General features: G+C 68.0%; 19 protein-coding genes. 7 read left to right on the top strand and 12 right to left on the bottom strand.

What is annotated here, in order from left to right:
• On the top strand, nucleotides 1-1608 hold the full coding sequence (locus U4Z31_RS29485) for an efflux transporter outer membrane subunit (RefSeq protein ID WP_321812174.1): 1608 nt from the start codon (nucleotides 1-3) through the stop codon (nucleotides 1606-1608).
• Between the two features lie 127 nt (nucleotides 1609-1735).
• Nucleotides 1736-2764, top strand: coding sequence for a MerR family transcriptional regulator (locus tag U4Z31_RS29480; protein WP_321812173.1), 1029 nt, complete (start codon nucleotides 1736-1738; stop codon nucleotides 2762-2764).
• 145 nt (nucleotides 2765-2909) lie between these two features.
• On the opposite strand, the gene U4Z31_RS29475 is transcribed toward U4Z31_RS29480, so the two are convergent.
• From U4Z31_RS29475 to U4Z31_RS29460, 4 genes are all read right to left on the bottom strand, one after another.
• Nucleotides 2910-3602 (bottom strand): hypothetical protein, encoded by a 693-nt coding sequence (locus tag U4Z31_RS29475; protein ID WP_321812172.1) that lies wholly within the window; start codon nucleotides 3600-3602, stop codon nucleotides 2910-2912.
• Entirely contained in the window at nucleotides 3577-3801 is a 225-nt protein-coding gene (locus U4Z31_RS29470) for a helix-turn-helix domain-containing protein (RefSeq protein WP_124485430.1), read from the bottom strand. The genes U4Z31_RS29475 and U4Z31_RS29470 overlap by 26 nt, the downstream gene beginning before the upstream one ends.
• Before the next feature lie 8 nt (nucleotides 3802-3809).
• Nucleotides 3810-4370 carry a DUF2975 domain-containing protein gene (locus U4Z31_RS29465; protein WP_124485429.1) on the bottom strand — a complete coding sequence of 187 codons (561 nt, stop codon included), beginning with the start codon at nucleotides 4368-4370 and terminating at the stop codon, nucleotides 3810-3812.
• A gap of 305 nt (nucleotides 4371-4675) precedes the next feature.
• On the bottom strand, nucleotides 4676-6073 hold the full coding sequence (locus tag U4Z31_RS29460) for a sigma-54 interaction domain-containing protein (RefSeq protein WP_321812171.1): 1398 nt from the start codon (nucleotides 6071-6073) through the stop codon (nucleotides 4676-4678).
• Between the two features lie 261 nt (nucleotides 6074-6334).
• On the opposite strand from U4Z31_RS29460, the gene U4Z31_RS29455 reads away from it, so the two are divergent.
• From U4Z31_RS29455 to U4Z31_RS29445, 3 genes are read left to right on the top strand one after another with little or no spacing between them, the layout of a single operon-like run.
• Complete coding sequence (locus U4Z31_RS29455) at nucleotides 6335-7219, top strand: MBL fold metallo-hydrolase (RefSeq protein ID WP_321812170.1); 885 nt, start codon at nucleotides 6335-6337, stop codon at nucleotides 7217-7219.
• Nucleotides 7220-7248: 29 nt separating this feature from the next.
• Nucleotides 7249-8928, top strand: a complete 1680-nt coding sequence (locus U4Z31_RS29450) for a TIGR01244 family sulfur transferase (protein WP_321812169.1) — start codon at nucleotides 7249-7251, stop codon at nucleotides 8926-8928.
• 18 nt (nucleotides 8929-8946) lie between these two features.
• Nucleotides 8947-9753, top strand: a complete 807-nt coding sequence (locus tag U4Z31_RS29445; RefSeq protein ID WP_321812168.1) for a sulfite exporter TauE/SafE family protein — start codon at nucleotides 8947-8949, stop codon at nucleotides 9751-9753.
• A gap of 96 nt (nucleotides 9754-9849) precedes the next feature.
• Here the strand turns inward: U4Z31_RS29445 and U4Z31_RS29440 are convergent, their stop codons facing one another.
• The 4 genes from U4Z31_RS29440 to U4Z31_RS29425 all read right to left on the bottom strand — a co-directional run bounded on the left by U4Z31_RS29440 (nucleotide 9850) and on the right by U4Z31_RS29425 (nucleotide 13935).
• Nucleotides 9850-10671 carry an ABC transporter permease subunit gene (locus U4Z31_RS29440; RefSeq protein WP_124485424.1) on the bottom strand — a complete coding sequence of 274 codons (822 nt, stop codon included), beginning with the start codon at nucleotides 10669-10671 and terminating at the stop codon, nucleotides 9850-9852.
• The gene (locus tag U4Z31_RS29435; protein ID WP_044848264.1) at nucleotides 10668-11597 is read right to left on the bottom strand and encodes an ABC transporter permease subunit; all 930 of its coding nucleotides are present in this window, start codon (nucleotides 11595-11597) and stop codon (nucleotides 10668-10670) included. The genes U4Z31_RS29440 and U4Z31_RS29435 overlap by 4 nt, the downstream gene beginning before the upstream one ends.
• Nucleotides 11594-12754, bottom strand: a complete 1161-nt coding sequence (locus tag U4Z31_RS29430) for an ABC transporter ATP-binding protein (protein WP_321812167.1) — start codon at nucleotides 12752-12754, stop codon at nucleotides 11594-11596. The genes U4Z31_RS29435 and U4Z31_RS29430 overlap by 4 nt, the downstream gene beginning before the upstream one ends.
• 86 nt (nucleotides 12755-12840) lie before the next feature.
• The gene (locus U4Z31_RS29425; protein WP_044848266.1) at nucleotides 12841-13935 is read right to left on the bottom strand and encodes a polyamine ABC transporter substrate-binding protein; all 1095 of its coding nucleotides are present in this window, start codon (nucleotides 13933-13935) and stop codon (nucleotides 12841-12843) included.
• Between the two features lie 553 nt (nucleotides 13936-14488).
• On the opposite strand from U4Z31_RS29425, the gene U4Z31_RS29420 reads away from it, so the two are divergent.
• Nucleotides 14489-14692 carry a DUF1289 domain-containing protein gene (locus U4Z31_RS29420; RefSeq protein ID WP_027784516.1) on the top strand — a complete coding sequence of 68 codons (204 nt, stop codon included), beginning with the start codon at nucleotides 14489-14491 and terminating at the stop codon, nucleotides 14690-14692.
• A 75-nt stretch (nucleotides 14693-14767) separates the two neighbouring features.
• Here the strand turns inward: U4Z31_RS29420 and U4Z31_RS29415 are convergent, their stop codons facing one another.
• The 3 genes from U4Z31_RS29415 to U4Z31_RS29405 form a co-directional block, all read right to left on the bottom strand.
• The gene (locus tag U4Z31_RS29415; RefSeq protein WP_044848916.1) at nucleotides 14768-15409 is read right to left on the bottom strand and encodes an OmpW/AlkL family protein; all 642 of its coding nucleotides are present in this window, start codon (nucleotides 15407-15409) and stop codon (nucleotides 14768-14770) included.
• A gap of 65 nt (nucleotides 15410-15474) precedes the next feature.
• On the bottom strand, nucleotides 15475-16665 hold the full coding sequence (locus tag U4Z31_RS29410; RefSeq protein WP_321812166.1) for a nitronate monooxygenase family protein: 1191 nt from the start codon (nucleotides 16663-16665) through the stop codon (nucleotides 15475-15477).
• Between the two features lie 128 nt (nucleotides 16666-16793).
• On the bottom strand, nucleotides 16794-18230 hold the full coding sequence (locus tag U4Z31_RS29405; protein ID WP_321812165.1) for an aldehyde dehydrogenase family protein: 1437 nt from the start codon (nucleotides 18228-18230) through the stop codon (nucleotides 16794-16796).
• A 268-nt stretch (nucleotides 18231-18498) separates the two neighbouring features.
• On the opposite strand from U4Z31_RS29405, the gene U4Z31_RS29400 reads away from it, so the two are divergent.
• Nucleotides 18499-18864, top strand: coding sequence for a hypothetical protein (locus tag U4Z31_RS29400; protein ID WP_044848913.1), 366 nt, complete (start codon nucleotides 18499-18501; stop codon nucleotides 18862-18864).
• A gap of 198 nt (nucleotides 18865-19062) precedes the next feature.
• On the opposite strand, the gene U4Z31_RS29395 is transcribed toward U4Z31_RS29400, so the two are convergent.
• On the bottom strand, nucleotides 19063-20655 hold the full coding sequence (locus U4Z31_RS29395) for an ABC-F family ATPase (protein ID WP_044848912.1): 1593 nt from the start codon (nucleotides 20653-20655) through the stop codon (nucleotides 19063-19065).
• Nucleotides 20656-20729 lie beyond the last annotated feature (74 nt).

The following is a 20729-nucleotide window of genomic DNA, read 5'->3' as shown; positions in this document are numbered from 1 at the left end:
ATGGAACTGTCGATGAACCTGAAAACGAAGGCCGCGCGGATGCTCGCGGCCGCGAGCCTCGCCGGCCCGCTCGCCGGCTGCGCATGGTTCGCGCCGAGCGGCGAGCCGCCCGCGATGCCGTCGCCCGCGCATTACGGCGCCGCGCCGCAAGTGCCGCAGACCGTCGCCGCGCAAGGCGTCGCGCAGCAGTTCGACGTCGGCGCGCAGCCCGTGCCCGACTGGTGGACGCAGTACCGCTCGGATGCGCTGAACGCACTCGTCGACGAAGGGCTGCGCAACAGCCCGACGCTCAGCGCCGCCGCGCACTCGCTGGATGCCGCGCGCGAGCAGTTGCGCGGGCAGATCGGCAGCTCGATGCTGCCGTCGATCGACGCCGGCGGCCAGGCCACGCGCCAGCGTGCGCTCGGCGTGCCGATCCCCGCGCTCGGCGCGCCGACGTTGCTGTACGACACGTTCGTCGGACAACTGCAGGCGAGCTATACGGTCGACCTGTTCGGCGTATCGCGCTTCGCGAACCGGGCGCTTGCGAAACGCGTCGACGTCAGCGCGTTCCAGCTCGAATCGGCACGCCGGGCACTCGCCGCGAACATCGTCACCGCATCGATCACGGTGTCGGTGCTCGACGCGCAGATCGCCACGACCGAACGGCTCGTCGCGCTCGCGAACGACCAGGCGCACGACGCGCAACGCCGCTACGCGCTCGGCTCGGCGTCGCGCAGCGACGCACTGAACGCGCAGCAAAGCGCGGACACCTTCGCCGCGAGCCTGCCCGCGCTGCGCCAGCAGCGCGACTCGGCGCGCCATGCGCTGGCCGTGCTGATCGGCCGTACGCCCGACCGGCCGCCCGCCGATCTCACGCTCGCCGACCTGCACCTGCCCGCGCAAGTGCCGGTGGTCGTGCCGTCGGATCTGCTGCAAAGCCGCCCCGACATCCAGGCCGCCGACGCGGGGCTGAAGGCGGCCGCCGCCGAAGTCGGCCTCGCGACCGCGCAGCTGTTCCCGCAGCTGTCGCTGTCGGCCGCGATGGGCAAAGGCGGTTTCAGCTGGCCGGCGATGCTGTCGGGCGCCGGTTCGATCTGGAACGTCGGTGCGTCGCTGAGCCAGCCGCTGTTCCACGGGGGCGCGCTACTCGCGCAGCGCCGTGCGGCGAAGGCGACCTACGAGGCGGCGGTCGACCAGTACAAGCAGACCGTGCTCGCTGCCTTCCAGAACGTCGCGGATTCGCTCGCCGCGCTCGAGCACGACGCTCAGGCGCTCGATGCGTCGTCGCGGGCCGCGCTGTCCGCGCGCGGCGCGTACGACGACGCGGCCGCCCGCGTTCGGCTCGGCGCGCTGCCGCCGTCGGCCGCGCGAGCAAGCGAGCTGCAGTACCGCAACGCGCGGCTCGACGAGATCCGCGCGACCGGCGCACGCTTCGCGGATACCGCGCGGCTCTATCAGGCGATGGGCACGCCGCCGGTCGACCCGACCGGCAAAGCCGGCAAGGCTGAAAAAGTCGAAAAGGCTGGAAAGGCCGACCCGGCCGGCGACATCGGCAACGCGGCTCGAATCGCCCCCACCGCCCAGGCGCGCGCGGCCACGCCCGACGCGCCGCCGTCACCGCAATAACCGCAAGAGCGCGCCGTTTGCATCGGGCGCGCGGGATCACCCCCGCGCGCCGATCCGCGATCTTCCGCTTGACCCTCACGTAGCGTAACGTTCGAGACTCCAGTGTGCGCACCGAACGGAGGACATCATGCGGCTGAAAGTGGGAGAACTGGCGAAACGCAGCGGCCTGACCGTCCGCACGCTTCATCACTATCACGCGATCGGCCTCCTGACGCCTTCGGCGCGTGCCGACAATGGCTACCGGCTGTACGACCGCGACGACATCGCCCGGCTCCACCAGATCCAGGCCCTGCGTCGCTTCGGACTGTCGCTCGCCGAAATCGGCGACTACCTGAACCGGCCCGGCACCCCGCTCGTCGCGCTCGTCGCGAGGCAGATCGCGTCGCTCGACCACCAGCTCGCGCAGACCGCGCAGCTGCGCGAGCGGCTCGTGCACCTGCACGCGCAGCTCGCCGCGGGCACGGAGCCGGAGCTGGCCGATTGGCTCACCACACTGGAGTTGATGACCGTGTACGACAAATACTTTTCCGAGGAAGAACTCGCGCGCCTGCCGATGTATCGCAAGAGCCAGGCCGGCGACGCGGAATGGACGGCGCTCGTCGCCGACGTGCGTGCGCTGCACGACGCGGGCGTGCCGCCGGAGGACGAGCGCGCACGCGCGCTTGCCGGCCGCTGGATGGCGCTGCTCGTGCGCGACACGAACAACGATCCGCGGCTGCTGGCGAAGCTCAACCTGATGCACGAGCGCGAACCGTCGATGCAGTCGAAACTCGGCATCTCGACCGTGCTGCGCGACTATGTGCTGCGCGCGTCCGCGGAAACGAAGATGCGGATTTTCGAGAAGTATCTCGCGCCGGACGAGATCCGCTTCATGCGGGCGCACTTCGGTGAACGCTCGATGGAATGGCCGCAACTGATGGGCGACGTGCGCGACGCGATCGATGCGGGCGCGCAGCCCGATTCGCCGGAAGGCCGCGCGCTCGCGCAACGCTGGCTCGACCTGTTCCGCGGCTACGCGGGCAACGACCCGGCCACGCACGCGAAATTCCGCAAGGCGATGATGACCGAGCCGGCGCTGACGAAGGACTCATGGGTCGACGACACGCTGCTCGGCTTCATGCGCGAGGCGATGGCGCAGCTTGCGCCGGCGCGTTGAGGGTCCAACGCCCAGGCAGCCCGGGCGGTGCGTGGCCGTTGCGCGCCGCCCGGACACGTCGTCAGGCGAGCCGGCTCGTATCCGGCCGCGCGTCGAAAACGCCGCGCGATCATGTCTCACCGGCAGCGCCGAGCCGCGTGCTTCCTCACCACTTGCAGCCCGTATCGCGAACCGCATCCAGCGCGAGCATCGGGAGTGCGAGCAAACCGGCACTCGAGTAGGCGCGCCGGCAGTCGGCGCGCCGTGCGTCCGCCACCCCGCTTGCCAGCGTCTCGTCGACCGAATGGCGACGCGCGGCCGGGAGGCCGGACGATGCGCCCAGCGCACCGACCGTGGCCGCCGCTGGGCTGCGCCCCGTCGCTCGACGCGTGCCGATCGTTGCCAGATCACGCCCCCAGTCGACCTCGGGGGTCGGCTCACGCACCGGGCTGCTTTCAGCCGAATCCGCCGAGCCGCCGGTCGTTGCCTGCGCGGGCGCGGCCGCAAGCGAACGTGTCGCCCGGCGCGGCGTCGCCGCTGCGCCGGAACGGCTTTTCGGTTCGCGCGTCTCTCGCATGGCTGCTGTCGGACCGGTGCGCCGGTCGACCGCGGTTGCGGGCGCAGGTTCGGGCGTCACGGGAATCAACCGGACGCTCAATGCAATCCGGCCCGACGACGCATCGACCCGGGCCGCAAGCGGCCCGCGCGCCGCCGGCATCCGCTGCAGCGCATACCAACCGATCGCATGCAGCAACACGGCGATCACGCCTGCAACTGCCACGATGCCCGGCCGACGCCGCCGCGCCGCATCGACGACCGGCCGTTGCGGCACGTCAATCCGGCTCGCCGCCGCCGTCATCGCTGAACGCGAGCAGGTCGCCCGGCTGACAGTCGAGATACCGGCAGATCGCCTCCAGCGTCGCGAAGCGGATGCCCTTGACCTTGCCTTGCTTGAGCAGCGACAGGTTCGGTTCGGTGATCCCGACGGCCGCCGCGAGATCCTTCGAGCGGACCTTGCGGGTCGCGAGCATCACATCGAGTTTGACCACGATCGACATCGCGCGCCTCAGACGAACTGCCGGTGTTCGGCGTCGAGCTCGCTCGCCTGCCGCAGGATGTGCGCGATCACCGCGATACAGGCCGCCGTGAACAGCGCGACGACGTACGGCAGGCTGAAGCCGATGCTGACGACGCGATGGCCGACCGGTTCGCGAAACGTCGCCCACACGCTCAGCAGCGGTTCGCACAGCAGGCTCAACAGCACCCACAGACCGATCGCGCGCCCCGTCTTGCCGAGATGGCCGGCCGCCTGCGCCGAGAAATAGTCGCGCCGCGCGTAGGTCCGGAACAGCTCGCGCAAGTGGCGCAGACCGCCCGCGAGCGCAACGAGCGGGACGCTCGACAGCAGAATGCCGACGGCCTTCTGCCACCACGGGAACGCGCCGACATCGACGCCCAGGTTCGTGACCACCGAATCGGTGAGGCCGAATACGAGGCCGGGCCCGGTGGCCGCGCTCAACGACGGGAACGCCCAGCACGCGGCGTTGAGCACCAGCATGCCGACGATGAACCACAGCGTGACGGTAGCCATGCGCTGACTGATACGGGCAATGCGATCGGAATGCATGCGACCTCCTCGATAGGGTGTGAACACGCATCGATTGTAAGCCAGATGATTATCGTAAAACGATAATTATTTCGTGCAGAACAGTCATTTTTTATCGTCAATCATGACAGCCGACCGCCAACTCGCCCGACCGGCCGGGCAATCGGCGATCGTCGTGCAGGCCGATCGCGCGCCCGCGCTTCGTCATGTCGCGAGGGAACACGGGCTGAGCGTTCGGGTCCGCATTCGGCACGGGCGGCGCGCCGCCGTCCATCAGCTTGCCGCTTGACACGACCGGTCGGCGGCAGCGAGCACGACGCGCCCGCTTACCGGTCGCGCACCCCGAGCCCGAGCGCCTTCATCCGCCGGTACAGCGTGCGCTCGCTCAGTCCGACGTGCTCGGCCAGTTGCTTGCGCGTGCCATCGAACGTGCCCGCAAGGCGCACGAGTTCCGCGTCCGACACGCCGCGCACGTCCGCCGCACGCGCCGGTGGCGTCGCCGACGCCGCGACCAGCTCGGCCGGCAGATGCTCGACGCGAATCGTGCCGTCGTCCGCAAACAGGCACGCGCGCTCGAGCACGTTGCGCAGCTCGCGGATGTTGCCCGGCCATGCATACGCGTCGAGGCACGCGCGCGCACGCTCGGTCAGCACGAACGGCCGGGCCGCGAACGGCCGCGCGCTCGCGTCGCCCGCGCCGGCGCGCGCATTCGCGATGCGCCGCAGGATCGACTCGGCCAGCAGCGCGACGTCGCCACGCCGCTCGCGCAGCGCAGGCAGCGGAATCGGGAACGCGTTGATCCGGTAGTACAGGTCCTGGCGGAACCGGCCGTCGTCGATCATTTCGCGCAGCGGCTTGTGGGTCGCCGCGACGAGCCGGAAATCCGCGCGCAGCGCCTCGACGCCGCCGACGCGCCGGAACGTCCCCGACTCGATCAGCCGCAGCAGCTTCACCTGCATCGGCAGCGGCACGTCGCCGATCTCGTCGAGAAACAGCGTGCCGCCCTGCGCGGTCTCGACGAGGCCCGGCTTGCGCTGGTTCGCGCCGGTAAACGCGCCCTTCTCGTAGCCGAACAGTTCGCTCTCGAACAGGGTCTCGGCGATGCCCGAACAGTCGACCACCACGAACGGCCCCATCGCACGCTCGCTCGCCTCGTGCAGCGCCCGCGCGAACAGTTCCTTGCCGGTACCCGATTCGCCGAGCAGCAGCACGGGCAGCATCGACGGCGCGACGCGCTGCAGCGCGCCGAGCGCCGCATTGAACGCGTCGGCGCCGCCGACGAGCCCTTCCGCGCTCGGCTGCGCCGACGCGCTGCGCACCGTCGTCAGCCGCTCGACGTAGGCGATCACGTCGCCGCGCGCATCGAAGATCGGCCGCAACTCCACGTCGACGTGCTCGGGGCCGCGCGGCGTATGGTGTATGTGCAGCACGCGGTTCAGGCTGCGCGACTCGCGCGCCTGCTTCATCGGGCAATGCTCGCCCGCCTGGTCGCACGGCACGTCGTAATGATGCGAAACCTGGAAGCAGTGCCGGCCGACGTGCTCGACGCCCGCCACGCCGAACTGGCGCCGATACGCATCGTTCGCGGCGAGGATGCGGTAGTCGGGATCGACGACGATCATCGGCTGCGGATCCTGTTCCAGATACGCGACGAGCGCGCGCACGTCGGGCATGACGTCGCGCGACGGCGCGGGAACGATCGGAATGGTGTCGTGCGGATTCATCGGGAAGCTCGGAAACAGATGGGGGGATGGACTGCCAGGCGGACTGCCAGGCGGACTGCCAATTCTGCCACGACACTGCCAGATATGGCAGTCGACGTCGACAGCACCCCGGCGCCGGTGCCTGCGACACACCGCGGCCACGCCAAAAATCCGAACCGAATCAATTACCTGCCACATCATCCGGCAGCGCGGCGCGAATTGGCATGCTTCTTGAACATGGGATGTCCGATTGCAGACGCAGAACCCGATCGAGGACATCCCGTGAGCCATGCCCCCCAGCTGTCGGTCGAAGGCTTTTTCGACCCGGCGACCCACACCGTCAGCTATCTGCTGCTCGACACCGAAAGCCGCGCGTGCGCGCTGATCGACAGCGTGCTCGACTACGACCCGAAATCCGGCCGCACGCACACCGCCAGCGCCGACCGGCTGATCGCGCGCGTCGCCGAACTCGGCGCGACCGTCCACTGGCTGCTGGAAACGCACGTGCATGCCGACCATCTGTCGGCTGCGCCGTACCTGAAGGCGCATGTCGGCGGACAGATCGCGATTGGCTCGCACGTGCGCCGCGTGCAGCACGTATTCGGCACGCTGTTCAACGCCGGCCCCGGCTTCGCGCAGGACGGCCGCCAGTTCGACCGCCTGCTCGACGACGGCGACACGCTCGCGCTCGGCGCGCTGACGATCCGCGCGCTGCACACGCCGGGCCATACGCCCGCGTGCCTGACCTACTGTGTCGACGACGCGACGCAGCACGCGGCGTTCGTCGGCGACACGCTGTTCATGCCCGACTACGGCACCGCCCGCTGCGACTTCCCGGGCGGCGACGCGCGCACGCTGTACCGTTCGATCGCGCGCGTGCTCGCCCTGCCGCCCGACACGCGCCTGTATCTGTGCCACGACTACCAGCCGGGCGGCCGCGACGTGCAGTTCGTGACGACGGTGGCCGAGCAGCGTCGCGCGAACGTGCACGTGAAGGACGGCGTGACCGAGGACGATTTCGTCGCCATGCGCACCGCGCGCGACGCGACGCTCGACATGCCCGTGCTGATGCTGCCGTCGGTGCAGGTCAACATGCGCGCCGGCCACCTGCCCGAGCCCGAAAACAATGGCGTGCGCTACCTGAAGATCCCGCTCGACGCGATCTGAGCCGCCGCCCCGACCGGAGAACCCCCGACATGACCATCCGCCCGCTGACCGACCTGCTGTCGGTCTCCCCCCAGATCGCCGCGACCGACCTGCCCGCACTGCACGCGGCCGGCATCCGCACGATCGTCTGCAACCGCCCGGACGGCGAAGGCGCCGACCAGCCGACCGTCGCCGAGATCCGCGCCGCCGCCGCGCCGCTCGGCATCGCCGTGCACTACCTGCCCGTCGACACCGGCAAGGTCACCGACGACCAGGCCGCGCAGTTCGGCACGCTCGTCGCGTCGCTCGCCGGCCCGGTACTCGCGTACTGCCGCAGCGGCACGCGTTCGGCGACGCTGTGGGCGCTGTCGCAGGCAGGCCGGCGTCCTGCCGGCGACATCGTCGCGATCGCCGCCACGGCCGGCTACGACCTCGGCGCGCTCGCGCCGCGTCTCATGCGAGATCTTGCGCAAGACGGCCGCCAGGCCGCGCCGGCCGTCGACGCGCGGCACGACATCGTGATCGTCGGCGCGGGTGCGGCCGGCGTCGCGGTCGCGTCGAGCCTGCTGGCACGCGACGCATCGCTCGATATCGCGGTGATCGACCCGGCCGATACGCACTACTACCAGCCGGGCTGGACGATGGTCGGCGCCGGCGTGTTCCGGCCCGACACGACCGCGCGCCCGATCGTCGACCTGCTGCCGCGCGGCGTGAAATGGATCCGGGCCGCCGTCGCCGGCTTCGAGCCCGACACGCACACGGTGGTGCTCGACGGCTGCCGGCGCATCGGCTACCTCAAGCTGGTCGTGTGCCCGGGCCTCAAGCTCGACTGGCACGCGATCGACGGCCTCGCTCAAACGCTCGGCCGCAACGGCGTCACGTCGAACTATCGCTACGATCTCGCGCCGTACACGTGGGAACTGGTGCAGGCGTTCCGCGGCGGCAATGCGCTGTTCACGCAGCCGCCGATGCCGATCAAGTGCGCGGGCGCCCCGCAAAAGGCGATGTACCTGTCGTGCGACCACTGGCGGCGCGCGGGCCGCCTCGGTGCCGCGAACGTCGAGTTCCTGAACGCGGGCGGCGCGCTGTTCGGGGTCGCCGACTACGTGCCCGCGCTGATGGAGTACGTGAAACGCTACGACATCGCGCTGTCGTTCGGCCACAACCTCGTCGCGATCGACGGGCCGGCGCGGCGCGCGACGTTCAAGCGCGCGCTGCCCGACGGCGGCACGGAAACCGTCGAGCGCCCGTTCGACATGATCCACGTCGTGCCGCCGCAGAAGGCGCCCGATTTCGTGCGCGCGAGCCCGCTCGCCGACGCGGCCGGCTGGATCGACGTCGATCCGGCGACGCTGCGGCACAAGCAGTTCGCGGACATCTTCGCGCTCGGCGACGTCACCAACACGACCAATGCGAAAACCGCCGCCGCGGCCCGCAAGCAGGCGCCCGTGGTCGCGCACAACGTGCTCGCGTCGCTGGGCCGCGCCCGCGGCGACGCCGCGTACGACGGCTACGGCTCCTGCCCGCTCACCGTCGAGCGCGGCAAGATCGTGCTCGCGGAATTCCTGTACGGCGGCAAGGTCGCGCCGACCTTCCCCGCGTGGCTGATCGACGGCCGGCGCCCGTCGCGGCTCGCGTGGCTGCTCAAGGAGCGCGTGCTGCCGCCGCTCTACTGGAAGGCGATGCTCAAGGGCCGCGAATGGCTCGCGAAGCCCACGATCGCACGTTGACCGGAATCCGATGACACCATGCTGATTTCCCTCGTACTCGGCAGTCTCGTCGGCGCCGTGCTCGGCCTCACCGGCGCGGGCGGCGGCATTCTCGCGGTGCCCGCGCTCGTCGTCGGGATGGGCTGGCCGATGCAGCAGGCCACGCCCGTCGCGCTCGTCGCGGTCGCGGGCAGCGCCGCGCTCGGCGCGCTCGAAGGGTTTCGCCGCGGGCTCGTGCGCTATCGCGCGGCGCTGCTGATGGCCGTCGCCGGCGTGCCGCTCACGACGCTCGGCGTGAAGCTCGCGCACGTGCTGCCGCAACGCGTGCTGCTGGCGCTGTTCGCGCTGACGATGCTGGTCGTCGCGGGCCGCCTGCTGCGGCAGGCGCTGCGTCATGCGCCCGGCGACGCGGACGCGTCGCCGCTGTGCGTCGGCCGCGTGAATCCCGACACGGGCCGGCTCGTCTGGTCGTGGCCGGTCGGGCTCGCGCTCGCGTCGACCGGCGCGGTGACGGGGCTGATGACGGGCTTGCTCGGTGTCGGCGGCGGTTTCGTGATCGTGCCGATGCTGCGCAAGTTCACGAACGTGTCGATGCACGGCGTGGTCGCGACGTCGCTGATGGTGATCGCGCTGGTCGGCACCGGCGGCGTGTTCGCGACGCTCGTGTCGGGCACGCGCGCGCCGCTCGACATGACGCTGTGGTTCACGGTCGCGACGGCAATCGGGATGGCGATCGGCCGCAGCGCGTCCCGGCACCTGTCCGCGCGGCACGTGCAGGCCGGCTTCGCTGCCGTGCTCGTGTGCGTGGCGCTCGGGTTGCTCGCGAAGGCGGCGGTCGGCGCATAAGCCGCACGCGGCGCGCACACCAGACAAAACGCCCGGGCCGACTCGTCGTCGGCACCGGGCGTCGTTCGTTGCGTCGGCAACCTGAGCGCGAGCGCGTCAGGCGGCGAACGCGGCCATCCGCTTGCGTTCCTGGCGCAGCATCACGAAGTTAGCGATCACGACACCCGCCGTCACCGCGACGATGAACAGCGTCGCGAGCGCATTCATCTCCGGGTTCAGGCCGAGGCGCACGCGCGAGAACACGACGAGCGGCAGCGTCGTCGAGCCGGGGCCCGACAGGAACGCCGACAGCACGAGGTCGTCGATCGACAGCGTGAACGACAGCAGCCAGCCCGCGATCAGCGCCTGCGAGATCAGCGGCAGCGTGATCGTGAAGAACACCTTCAGCGGCGTCGCGCCGAGATCGAGTGCGGCTTCTTCCAGCGACGGGTTCAGCTCGCGCACGCGCGACTGCACGATGATCGCGACGTACGAGATGCACAGCATCACGTGGCCCAGCCAGATCGTGAACACGCCGCGCTCGGCCGGCCAGCCGATCCACTTCGCGAGCTCGATGAACAGCAGCAGCAGCGAGATCCCCTGGATCACCTCGGGGATCACCAGCGGCGCGTTGATCATTCCGCTGAACAGCGCGAAGCCGCGAAAGCGCCCCATCCGCGCGAGCACGAAGCCGGCCCACGTGCCGATGAACACCGACGCGAACGCGGTCAGCACGCCGATCTTCAGCGACAGCCACGCGGCCGTCAGCAGCTCGTCGTCCTCCGCGAGCGCCGAGTACCAGCGGAACGAGAAGCCCGACCACACGGTGACGAGCTTCGACTCGTTGAACGAATAGACGATCAGGCTGATGATCGGGATGTACAGGAACGCGAAGCCGGCGAACAGCGCCGCGAACTGCAGGTAACGATTCGGCTTCATCGACGGCGGCCCTCCTGCTCCTTCGCCTGGAAGTGCTGGAACATCGCCATCGGCACGAGCAGCAGCAGCACCATCGCACAGGTCACGGCCGACGCCATCGGCCAGTCTGCGTTGTTGAAGAACTCGTTCCACATCACGCGGCCGATCATCAGCGTGTTCGCGCCGCCGAGCAGTTCCGGAATCACGTACTCGCCGACCGCCGGAATGAACACCAGCAGGCAGCCCGCGATGATCCCGTTCTTCGACAGCGGCAGCGTGATCTGCACGAACGCCTTCCACGGCTTCGCGCCGAGATCGTACGCGGCTTCGAGCAGGCGCAGGTCCATCTTCACGAGATGCGCGTACAGCGGCATCACGAGGAACGGCAGGTACGAATACACCATCCCGATGTACACCGCGTAGTTCGTGCGGTACAGCTCGATCGGCGTATGGGTCAGGCCGATCCACATCAGGAAGTTGTTCAGGAGCCCGTTGTTCTTCAGGATCCCGATCCACGCGTACACGCGGATCAGGAACGACGTCCAGAACGGCAGCATCACGCCCATCATCAGCAGGTTGCGGGTCGCCGGGTTCGAACGCGCGATGTAGTACGCCATCGGATAACCGATCAGCAGGCACAGCAGCGTCGTGATCGCCGCGACCACCACCGAATTCACGTAGGTCGCGAAATACAGGCTGTCGGTGAGCAGGAACGCGTAGTGCGACAGGTTCAGCGCGATGTGCACCACGCCGTCCGCATAGGACGCGAGTTCCGTATACGGCGGGATGCCGAGCTGCAGCTCCGCGAAGCTGATCTTCACGACCAGCACGAACGGCACCAGGAAGAACAGCACGAGCCACGTGTACGGCCCCGCGACGACCGCCGAGCCGCCGGTCAGGTTGAAGCGTCGCACGGGCCATGCGAGCAGGGACTTGAGCGTGCTCATGACGTCAGCACCACGCCGGCCGTCGCGCTCCAGCGCACGTAGATCTCGTCGCCGAGCGCCGGCGTGTCGAGCTCGGAGATCGCGAGGCTCGACACGTTCGCGATCACCGTCTTGCCCGCGTCGAGCTTCACGTGATACAGCGAGTAGCCGCCCATGTACGCGACGTTGGTGATCTTCCCGTGCGCCCAGTTGAACGCGCCTTCGGGCGGCTTGCGGGTGAGCGCGATCCGCTCGGGGCGCACCGACACCGTGACCGGCATCCCGAGCGGGCCCGTGATCCCGTGGCTCACGTACAGCCGGCTCGGCAGATCCGGCGATTCGATGTACACGTAATCGGGCTCGTCCTCGACGGTGACGCCTTCGAACAGGTTGGTCGAGCCGATGAACTCGGCCGAGAAGCGGCTGTTCGGATATTCGTAGACTTCGTTCGGCGAGCCGATCTGCACGATCTGCCCTTCGCTCATCACGGCGAGCCGGTTCGCCATCGTCATCGCCTCTTCCTGGTCGTGCGTGACCATGATGCAGGTGACGCCGACCTTGTTCAGGATGTTGACGAGCTCGATCTGCGTGCGCTGGCGGATCTGCTTGTCGAGCGCCGACATCGGCTCGTCGAGCAGCAGCACCTTCGGGCGCTTGACGAGCGAACGCGCGAGCGCGACGCGCTGCTGCTGGCCGCCCGACAGCTGGTGCGGCTTGCGCTTCGCGTACTTGCTCATCTGCACGAGCTCGAGCGCCGCGGCGACGCGCTCCTTCAGCTCCGCCTTCGGCGTGCCTTCCTGCTTCAGGCCGTAGGCGACGTTCGATTCGACCGACATGTGCGGGAACAGCGCATACGACTGGAACATCATGTTCACGGGCCGCTTGTACGGCGGCATCTGTGCGAGGTCCTCGCCGTCGATCAGGATCTTGCCCGACGTGACCGTCTCGAGGCCCGCCAGCATGCGCAGCAGCGTCGACTTGCCGGAACCCGAACTGCCGAGCAGCGCGAACAGCTCGCCCTGGCGCACCGTCAGGTTCACGTTGCGCACCACTTCGGTGTCGCCGAATTTCTTGACGACGTCGACGATCTGGACAAAATTCTCGGCGCGCGTATCGGCGCCGGACGAAGGAACGAAGGACGGTGCGCCCGCGACCGGCGCACCCGACTGGCTATTCATGATGTGCTGCTTCTCTCCTGCGTTTGACGAACAAAGCCCCCGGGGACACCAGGGGCTTCATGACTGCTGGCTGACTCCGGCTCGCTTCAGCGGCCCGATTTCAGCTCGGTCCACAGACGCGTCTGCAGACGCTGGATTTCAGGCGGCAGCGGCTTGAGCAGGAACAGCGTCTTCACGACGTCGGCCGGCGGATAGACGGCCGGGTCGCTCGCGACGTCGGGCCGCACGTACTTGCGCGACTCGGCGTTCGCGCTCGGGTAGTACACGGCGTTCGTGATCGCCGCGTGCACCTTCGGATCCTCGATGTAGTTGATCCACTGCAGCGCGGCGTCCTTGTTCTTCGCGTCCTTCGGGATCGCCATCACGTCGAACCACACCGGCGCGCCGCCCTTCGGAATGTAGTACTCGACCTTGTACGGCTTCTTCGCCTCGATCGCGCGATGCTTCGCGATCACGACGTCGCCCGACCAGCCGAACGCGAAGCAGATGTCGCCGCCGACCAGATCGTTGATGTAGCCCGACGAGTTGAACTGCGTGATGTACGGGCGGATCTTCTTCAGCACCTCCATCGCGGCCTTGTAGTCGGCCGGGTTCGTGCTCATCGGATCCTTGCCGATGTAGTGCAGCGCCGCCGCGAACATCTGGTCCGGCGCGTCGAGCACCGACACGCCGCAGGTCTTCAGCTTCGAGATGTTTTCCGGCTTGAACAGGATGTCCCAGTTGTCGAGCGGGACCTTGCCGAGCGCCTGCTGCGCCTTCGTCAGGTTGTAGGCGAGACCGGTCGTGCCGTACGCCCAGGGCACCGAATACTTGTTGCCCGGGTCCGCGCCGGCGACGAGCGCCATCAGTTGCGGATCGAGGTACTTGAGGTTCGGCAGCTTCGACTTGTCGAGCGGCGTGAAGATGCCGGCGGCGATCTGCTTGCCCGCGTAGTTGCTGGTCGGCACGACGATGTCGTAGCCCGAGCTGCCCGTCAGCAGCTTCGCCTGCAGCGTGTCGTCGCTGTCGTAATTGTCGTAGCGGACCTTGATGCCCGCCTGCTTCTCGAAGTTCGGGATCGTGTCCTTCGCAATGTAGTCCGACCAGTTATAGACATTGAGCTGCGTATCCTTCGCCGCCGCCGCCGATGCACCCACGCACAGCGCGAGCGCTGCGAACCGGCCCACTACGTTTGCTTTCATCCCGTTCTCCCTCCGGCCGGACCGCTTGTCCGGCTGCCGTCTGCCTCGTCATGGCGGCGCGTTCCGGCACGCCGCCCCTCGAAAACCCCGAACGCTACCACCATTCGCGCTCCGTCACAAAAAAATCATGCCCGTGTCGCGCAAACGGAACAGATTCCCGCCGCCGGCCGCTCGGGCGGCCCGCGCAGCGGGGCGTTCCGGGGGAATTCTATCGGGTAATCGGCGTCTGTCCATCGGGAAAAGAAAGCGGTGGCGAAACCGCGTCCCGCATGCAGTACAAGCGGCCCGCGCGACGCGCGGTGCACGCGGCCGTTTCACCGGGGAAATCGCGACGCGCTGCGACACGCGCCGCGCGCCGTGCCCGGCCCTGTCCGGCACGGTGGGCCGGCCGTCGCCGTCGCCGACGGCGATCCGGCCATCGTCCAACCGTTCGGCCGACCGGCCGCACCGTCACGGCAACGCGACCGTACGGCACGCTAGCGGCGTCCGCCGGCCGCCCCGTTCCGATGCATTAAAATGACGCCCTGACGATTTCACTGCGCGAACCCTCCCGATGGCCTCCAATCTCCACGACCTGCCCGACAGCCCCTGCATCGGCGTGTGCTCGACCCTCTTCGACGAAGTCTGCAAGGGCTGCGGCCGCACGGCCGGCGAAGTGTCGAACTGGGTGTTCCTGAGCGACGACGAGAAGCGGGCGGTGTGGGAGCGCATTACGCGCGAAGGCACCGCGATGCGCTTCCAGTACGACAAGCTGTAAACCGGCCGCACAAAAAAAGAGCGGCATGCCGACTGCCATGCCGCCAACCCCAACTCTGTTCTTGTCCGCGAACCGTTAGAACTTCATCCCGACGCCCACGCCGACGATCAGCGGATCGATGTGCAGCGTGCCGATGCCCTTGTCGCCGAGCGTCGCATCGGTGCTCATCCAGATCTTCTTCACGTCGACGTTCATGAACACCTTCTTCGTCAACTGCACGTCGACGCCGAACTGCAGCGCCGGACCGAAGCTGCTCTTGTTGATCGACACGCCTTCCCCGCCGACGTTGAGCCCGTTGTTGTAGAAGTACGTGTAGTTCAGGCCCGCGCCGACGTACGGACGCACCTTGCCGGCATGGTTGAAGTGGTACTGCAGCAGCAGCGTCGGCGGCAGCACGCCTACGCCGCCCAGGTTGCCGAGGCTCGACGTCATCTGGTGCCGCGACGTGCCGAGGATCAGCTCCACGCCAAGGTAGTCGCGGATCATGTAGGTGAAGTCGAGTTCCGGAACGATCGCGTTGTTCACGCCGGTATTGATCGCGCCGAGCGTGTCGCTCGCGCGCTCGTTCGGCTGGATGCTGATCGCGCGCAGGCGGACCAGTACGTCACCCTGGTTGATCCCGTCGCCCGGCGACGCCGCGTGCGACAGCGTGGGCATCGTGACCAGACTCGCCGCGACGGCGGCAGCGGTGACACATGTTCGAATCGTTTTATGCATGGTAAAGACCCCTGAAGAATGCATTCCATTTTCCTCGTAGGGTCTTTTCGTCGTTTTGATATCCGTCAAGCCAGCGTAAACCTCGGACGGTTTGTCGCAGTCGCCGCGGCACTGCCCGTCAGCAGCAGGTCGAGCAGATCGCGCACGCTGCGGATCGCGTTGCCGAACGGCAGCGCTTCGCGGCCGCGGAAGAACAGGCCGTTCGCGACGTCGCCTCGCAACGCGGCCGCGAGCCGCGTGTCGATGCAGAAATGGCCGAACTTTTCGATGCCGTCGCGCAGCCCGCAGACGCTCAGGCACTCGAGCGCGGTCGGGCAGCGCTGCCTGAACGCGCCGAGCTTGTCGCGAATGCGCGTTTCGTTGCGCAGGTAACGATCGAGCCACGGTGTCTTCACCGCGCGCGCCGGCAGCCCCGTCACGCTGACGAATTCGACGATGTCGTCGGGCAGCGCGTCGGCCAGTACGCGCTTGAAGTTCGGATGCGCGTCACCTTCCTCCGTCACCGCGAACGGCGTTCCGACCTGCACGCCGTTCGCGCCGGCCGCGAGCGCCGCACGCACCGAGTCGTGACTGTTGATCCCGCCCGCGACGATCAGCGGGATCGTGTCGCGCGCCACGCCGAGCGACGCCATCACCTGCGCGGCCTCGTCGAGCACGCGCGCGAAATCGAAGCGCGCATCGTGCATGTCGTCGATCTGCGTGACCCCGAGGTGGCCGCCCGCATGCGCGGGATGCTCGATCACGATCGCATCCGGCAAGCGCCCCTTCTTCATCCACTTCTTCAGCACCAGCGCGATCCCGCGGCTGTCCGACAGGATCGGGATCAGCGCGATGTCGCGCCCCTGCGTGAGATCGGGCAGATCGAGCGGCAGGCCCGCGCCCATCACGATCGCGTCCGCGCCTTCGTCGCACGCGACGCGCACGTAGTCCGCATGCGCGCGCACCGCCTTCATCACGTTGACCGCGATCATCCCGCGGCCTTCGCCGTAGGTCTTCGCGAGGCGAATCTCGCGCGCGAGCGCGTCGAGGTTCGCGGCCTCGAGCGTCGCGCGGTCGGGATTCGCACGACAGCGCGCGAGCAGGTCCGCGTGGTGGTGACGCAGGTCGATGCTCGCGATCGTGCCGAGCGCGCCTTCGCGCGCGACGCTGCCCGCGAGGCGGTGCGCGGAGATGCCGACGCCCATGCCGCCCTGCACCACGGGCAGCAACGCGCGGCCGCGAATCGTGAGCGGCGGGAAGGAAGTGCGTGCGGTCATCTGAACCTCGTCGAAACATCGGAAATCGGAAACGCGATGATCGACGATCCACCGACGCGCATCTTGACGGCCGTCAATAAAAAAACGGCACGCGAGCGTGCCGTTTCGGGTCAGGCGCGGTGAGACGCTCAGGCCGGATTCGCCGGCTTGAGCTGCATCGACTTGTATTCGAGATACTCTTCGAGCCCGTACACACCGTTCTCGCGGCCGTGCCCCGACTGCTTGTAGCCGCCGAACGGCACGGCGCTGTTCCACGTGCCGCCGTTGATGTCGACCTGCCCCGTGCGGATGCGGCGCGCGACGCGCATCGCGCGTTCGTCGCTGCCCGCCCACACCGCGCCGCCGAGCCCATAAGGCGAATCGTTCGCGATGCGCACGGCTTCGTCTTCGTCGCGATACGTGATGATCGACAGCACCGGCCCGAAGATTTCTTCCTGCGCGATCGTCGATTTCGGATCGACGCGGCCGAACACCGTCGGCTTCACGAAGAAGCCCTTCGCGAGCCCTTCCGGCAGGCCCGTGCCGCCCGTCACGAGTTCCGCGCCGTCGTCGATCCCGCGCTGGATGTAGGCCTGCACGCGCTGCTGCTGCGCGGCCGATGCGAGTGCGCCGAGGCGCGTCGTTTCCTGGCGCGGGTCGCCCGCGACATACGCTTCGGCCGCCGCTTTCGCGAGCGCGCGCGCCTCGTCGTAGCGCGCTTCCGGCACCAGCATCCGCGTGTGCGCCGAACAGGTCTGGCCCGCGTTCAGGTAGCACGCGTTGACCGTGCCCTTCACCGCGGTCGCGAAATCGGCATCGTCGAGAATCACCGACGCCGACTTGCCGCCCAGCTCGAGCGCGACGCGCTTCACGCCCGCGGCCGCGAGTTCGGCCACGCGCTTGCCGGCGCGCGTCGAACCCGTGAACGACACCATGTCGACGTCCGGATCGGTCGCCAGCACCTCGCCGACGACCGGGCCGTAACCGCATACGAGGTTGAACACGCCCGGCGGCAGGCCCGCTTCGTGAATCGCCTCCGCGAGCATGAACGCATTGAGCGGCGCGACTTCGGACGGCTTCAGGACGACCGTGCAGCCGGCCGCGAGCGCCGGCGCGACCTTCAGCGTGACCTGGTTGAGCGGGTAGTTCCATGGCGTGATCGCCGCGACGACGCCGACCGGCTCGCGCACCACCAGCGAGTTGCCGACCGTCGCCTCGAATTCGAACGATTCGGCGAGTTTCGCGTATGCCTTCCAGTTGTAGATCGGGCCGCCGACCTGGATCGCACGCGACAGCTTGATCGGCATCCCGACTTCGCCGGTGATCGACTGCGCGAGTTCCTCGCTGCGCGCCTGCAGACGCTCGACGATCTTGCGCAGGTAGCCCGCGCGCGTCGCGGCCGGCGTCGCGGCCCATGCGTCGAACGCCGCGCGCGCCGCGCGGATCGCGTCCTGCGCGTCCGAGGCCGTGCCCTCGGGAATCCGGCCGATCACGGCCTCGGTGCCCGAGTCGATCACGTCGATCGTGCCCGTTCCGGCCGGCTTGCGCCATGCACCGTCGATGTAGAACTGGTTGTAGATTTTCATCGCTTCCTGTCTCCCGGAAAACGGCCATTCTAACGAGTGTGGCGCGGCCCGGCGATGACGCCGGACCAGACCGCGAGCGCCGCCGAACGGTCCGCACGGGCGCCGGCGAGCGGGTGCCGGATACCGGACGCCCGCGGCTGCGGCATCCGCGCCACGCCGGCACGCCACGAGGCCGCACGACGTGGCCCGCATCGTGCTATGTTTTTAGTATCGGCGCCGGCCGCTGCAGGCCGCGCCACCCGGAATCGATGCCTTCGTGAGCGCTGCCATGACCGACGCATCCCATATCCTCGGCTCGCAAGATCGCCTGGAGCTGCTGTGCTGGCTCACCTGCGGCAATCTCGGCGCGTTTTACCTGAACGAAACCTGGCCGGACGCATCGTTCCAGGTGCAGGCCGCGCACCGCTGGCTCGACCGCCATCACCGGCAGGCCGACTGGCTCGCGATCGCGAAGCTGGCCGCGCTGGCGCAGGACATCGCCAAGCGGCACGCCGACTTCGTCGATGCGTCGTGGGCGCGCGACGCGGTCGAGGAAATCGTCGATACCGACGATCTCGATTACCGGGCGAAACTCGTGCAATGGGTGTACGAAGACTGCTGCAAGGCGCTTGCCGACAAGCGGCTCGCGGATTGACGCGGCGGCTGCCGGCCGGAAACGGCGCCGCCGCGTCGAATCGTCATCGAAGGTGCCGCACTCGACCTGACGTTTTCCCTTCAATGGCCGTCGTGCCGATCCGGTAACGGCGAACATCTGCCCGGATACGAAAAAACCCGCCAGGCTTGCACCTGGCGGGCTTCCGGTACATCAGGTCGGGCATGGCCGCCCGGGCAATTACTCCTGCCCCTGACTCGTCAGGAACTCCTCGTAATTCCCGCCGAAGTCGAACAGCGTGCCGTCCGTGCGCACTTCGATGATCCGGTTCGCCAGCCCGCTCACGAATTCGCGGTCGTGCGACACGAAGATCAGCGTGCCTTCGAACTGCTCGAGCGCGATCTGCAGCGACTCGATCGACTCCATGTCCATGTGGTTGGTCGGCTCGTCCATCAGCAGCACGTTGTGGCGGCCGAGCATCAGCTTGCCCCAGATCATGCGGCCCTTCTCGCCGCCCGACAGCACCTTCACCGACTTCTTGATGTCGTCCGACGAGAACAGCAGGCGGCCCAGCGTGCCGCGCACCATCGTTTCGTCGTCGCCGTCCTTGCGGTACTGGTCGATCCAGTCCATCAGCGTGATGTCGTTCGGGAACTCCTCGTACGTATCCTGCGGCATGTAGCCGACGTTCGCGTTCTCCGACCACTTCACCGTGCCGTGATCAAGCTGCAGCGCGCCGAGCAGCGAACGCAGCAGCGTCGTCTTGCCCGCGCCGTTCTCGCCGATGATCGCGATGCGCTCGCCCGGCTGCACCGACAGGTTGAAGTTCTGGAAGATCGTGCGCTCGTACTTCTTCGTGATGTCTTCGGCGACCACCGCGACGTTGTGCAGCTTCTTCTCGAACTCGAAGCGGATGAACGGGTTCTGACGCGACGACGGCTTGAATTCCTCGATCTTGATCTTGTCGATCTGCTTCGCGCGGCTCGTTGCCTGGCGGGCCTTCGACTTGTTCGCCGAGAAGCGGCGCACGAAGTCCTGCAGCTCGGCCACGCGTTCCTTCGCGCGCGCGTTCGCCGCGGCCTGGCGCTCGCGCGCCTGTGCCGACGCGAGCATGTAGTCGTCGTAGTTGCCCGGCCAGACCTTCAGCGTGCCGTAGTCCATGTCGGCCATGTGCGTGCACACCGAGTTCAGGAAGTGACGATCGTGCGAGATGATGATCATCGTCGAGTTGTACTCGTTGAGCGTGTGCTCGAGCCAACGGATCGAGTTGATGTCCAGGTTGTTGGTCGGTTCGTCGAGCAGCAGCACGTCCGGCTTCGAGAACAGCGCCTGCGCGAGCAGCACGCGCAGCTTCCAGCCCGGCGCGACGTCGGCCATCGTACCGTTGTGGAACTTCTCCTCGATGCCGATGCCGAGCAGCAGCGCGCCCGCGCGCGCCTCGGCGTCGTAGCCGCCGTATTCGGCGAACTTGCCTTCGAGCTCGGCCGCGTGCATGTAGTCGTCGTCGGTCGCTTCCGGGTTCGCGTAGATCGCGTCGCGCTCGGTCATCGCGGCCCACATTTCGGTGTGGCCCATCATCACGACGTCGAGCACGCGCACGTCTTCGTACGCGAACTGGTCCTGGCGCAGCTTGCCCAGGCGCACGTTCGGCTCCAGCGCGACGTTGCCGGCGCTCGGCTCGAGGTCGCCGCCCAGGATCTTCATGAAGGTCGACTTGCCGCAGCCGTTCGCGCCGATCAGACCATAGCGGTTGCCCTCGCCGAATTTGACCGAGATATTCTCGAACAAGGGCTTCGGCCCGAATTGCATCGTGATGTTGGCAGTAGAAAGCACGGCAGGTCCCGTAAGAGAGAAATCGACGGAAAACCGTGTATTTTAGCAGGTGTCGGAGAAACTGCCGACCGCAC

This window comes from Burkholderia sp. BCC1985 (assembly GCF_905339915.1).
Classification (GTDB): Bacteria; Pseudomonadota; Gammaproteobacteria; order Burkholderiales; family Burkholderiaceae; genus Burkholderia.
The sequence above is the reverse complement of the archived record's forward strand: the minus strand, read 5'-3'. Positions and strand labels throughout refer to the sequence as shown.

Excerpts from the sequence above, each read along its gene's own strand:
- U4Z31_RS29485 (WP_321812174.1), top strand. The coding sequence starts at position 1 with ATGGAACTGTCGATGAACCTGAAAACGAAGGCCGCGCGGATGCTCGCG.
- U4Z31_RS29430 (WP_321812167.1), bottom strand. The coding sequence starts at position 12,754 with ATGAATAGCCAGTCGGGTGCGCCGGTCGCGGGCGCACCGTCCTTCGTT.
- U4Z31_RS29420 (WP_027784516.1), top strand. The coding sequence starts at position 14,489 with ATGGCCTCCAATCTCCACGACCTGCCCGACAGCCCCTGCATCGGCGTG.
- U4Z31_RS29450 (WP_321812169.1), top strand. The coding sequence starts at position 7,249 with ATGACCATCCGCCCGCTGACCGACCTGCTGTCGGTCTCCCCCCAGATC.
- U4Z31_RS29410 (WP_321812166.1), bottom strand. The coding sequence starts at position 16,665 with ATGACCGCACGCACTTCCTTCCCGCCGCTCACGATTCGCGGCCGCGCG.
- U4Z31_RS29435 (WP_044848264.1), bottom strand. The coding sequence starts at position 11,597 with ATGAGCACGCTCAAGTCCCTGCTCGCATGGCCCGTGCGACGCTTCAAC.
- U4Z31_RS29415 (WP_044848916.1), bottom strand. The coding sequence starts at position 15,409 with ATGCATAAAACGATTCGAACATGTGTCACCGCTGCCGCCGTCGCGGCG.
- U4Z31_RS29425 (WP_044848266.1), bottom strand. The coding sequence starts at position 13,935 with ATGAAAGCAAACGTAGTGGGCCGGTTCGCAGCGCTCGCGCTGTGCGTG.
- U4Z31_RS29405 (WP_321812165.1), bottom strand. The coding sequence starts at position 18,230 with ATGAAAATCTACAACCAGTTCTACATCGACGGTGCATGGCGCAAGCCG.
- U4Z31_RS29480 (WP_321812173.1), top strand. The coding sequence starts at position 1,736 with ATGCGGCTGAAAGTGGGAGAACTGGCGAAACGCAGCGGCCTGACCGTC.
- U4Z31_RS29440 (WP_124485424.1), bottom strand. The coding sequence starts at position 10,671 with ATGAAGCCGAATCGTTACCTGCAGTTCGCGGCGCTGTTCGCCGGCTTC.
- U4Z31_RS29445 (WP_321812168.1), top strand. The coding sequence starts at position 8,947 with ATGCTGATTTCCCTCGTACTCGGCAGTCTCGTCGGCGCCGTGCTCGGC.
- U4Z31_RS29465 (WP_124485429.1), bottom strand. The coding sequence starts at position 4,370 with ATGCATTCCGATCGCATTGCCCGTATCAGTCAGCGCATGGCTACCGTC.
- U4Z31_RS29475 (WP_321812172.1), bottom strand. The coding sequence starts at position 3,602 with ATGACGGCGGCGGCGAGCCGGATTGACGTGCCGCAACGGCCGGTCGTC.
- U4Z31_RS29460 (WP_321812171.1), bottom strand. The coding sequence starts at position 6,073 with ATGAATCCGCACGACACCATTCCGATCGTTCCCGCGCCGTCGCGCGAC.
- U4Z31_RS29400 (WP_044848913.1), top strand. The coding sequence starts at position 18,499 with ATGACCGACGCATCCCATATCCTCGGCTCGCAAGATCGCCTGGAGCTG.
- U4Z31_RS29470 (WP_124485430.1), bottom strand. The coding sequence starts at position 3,801 with ATGTCGATCGTGGTCAAACTCGATGTGATGCTCGCGACCCGCAAGGTC.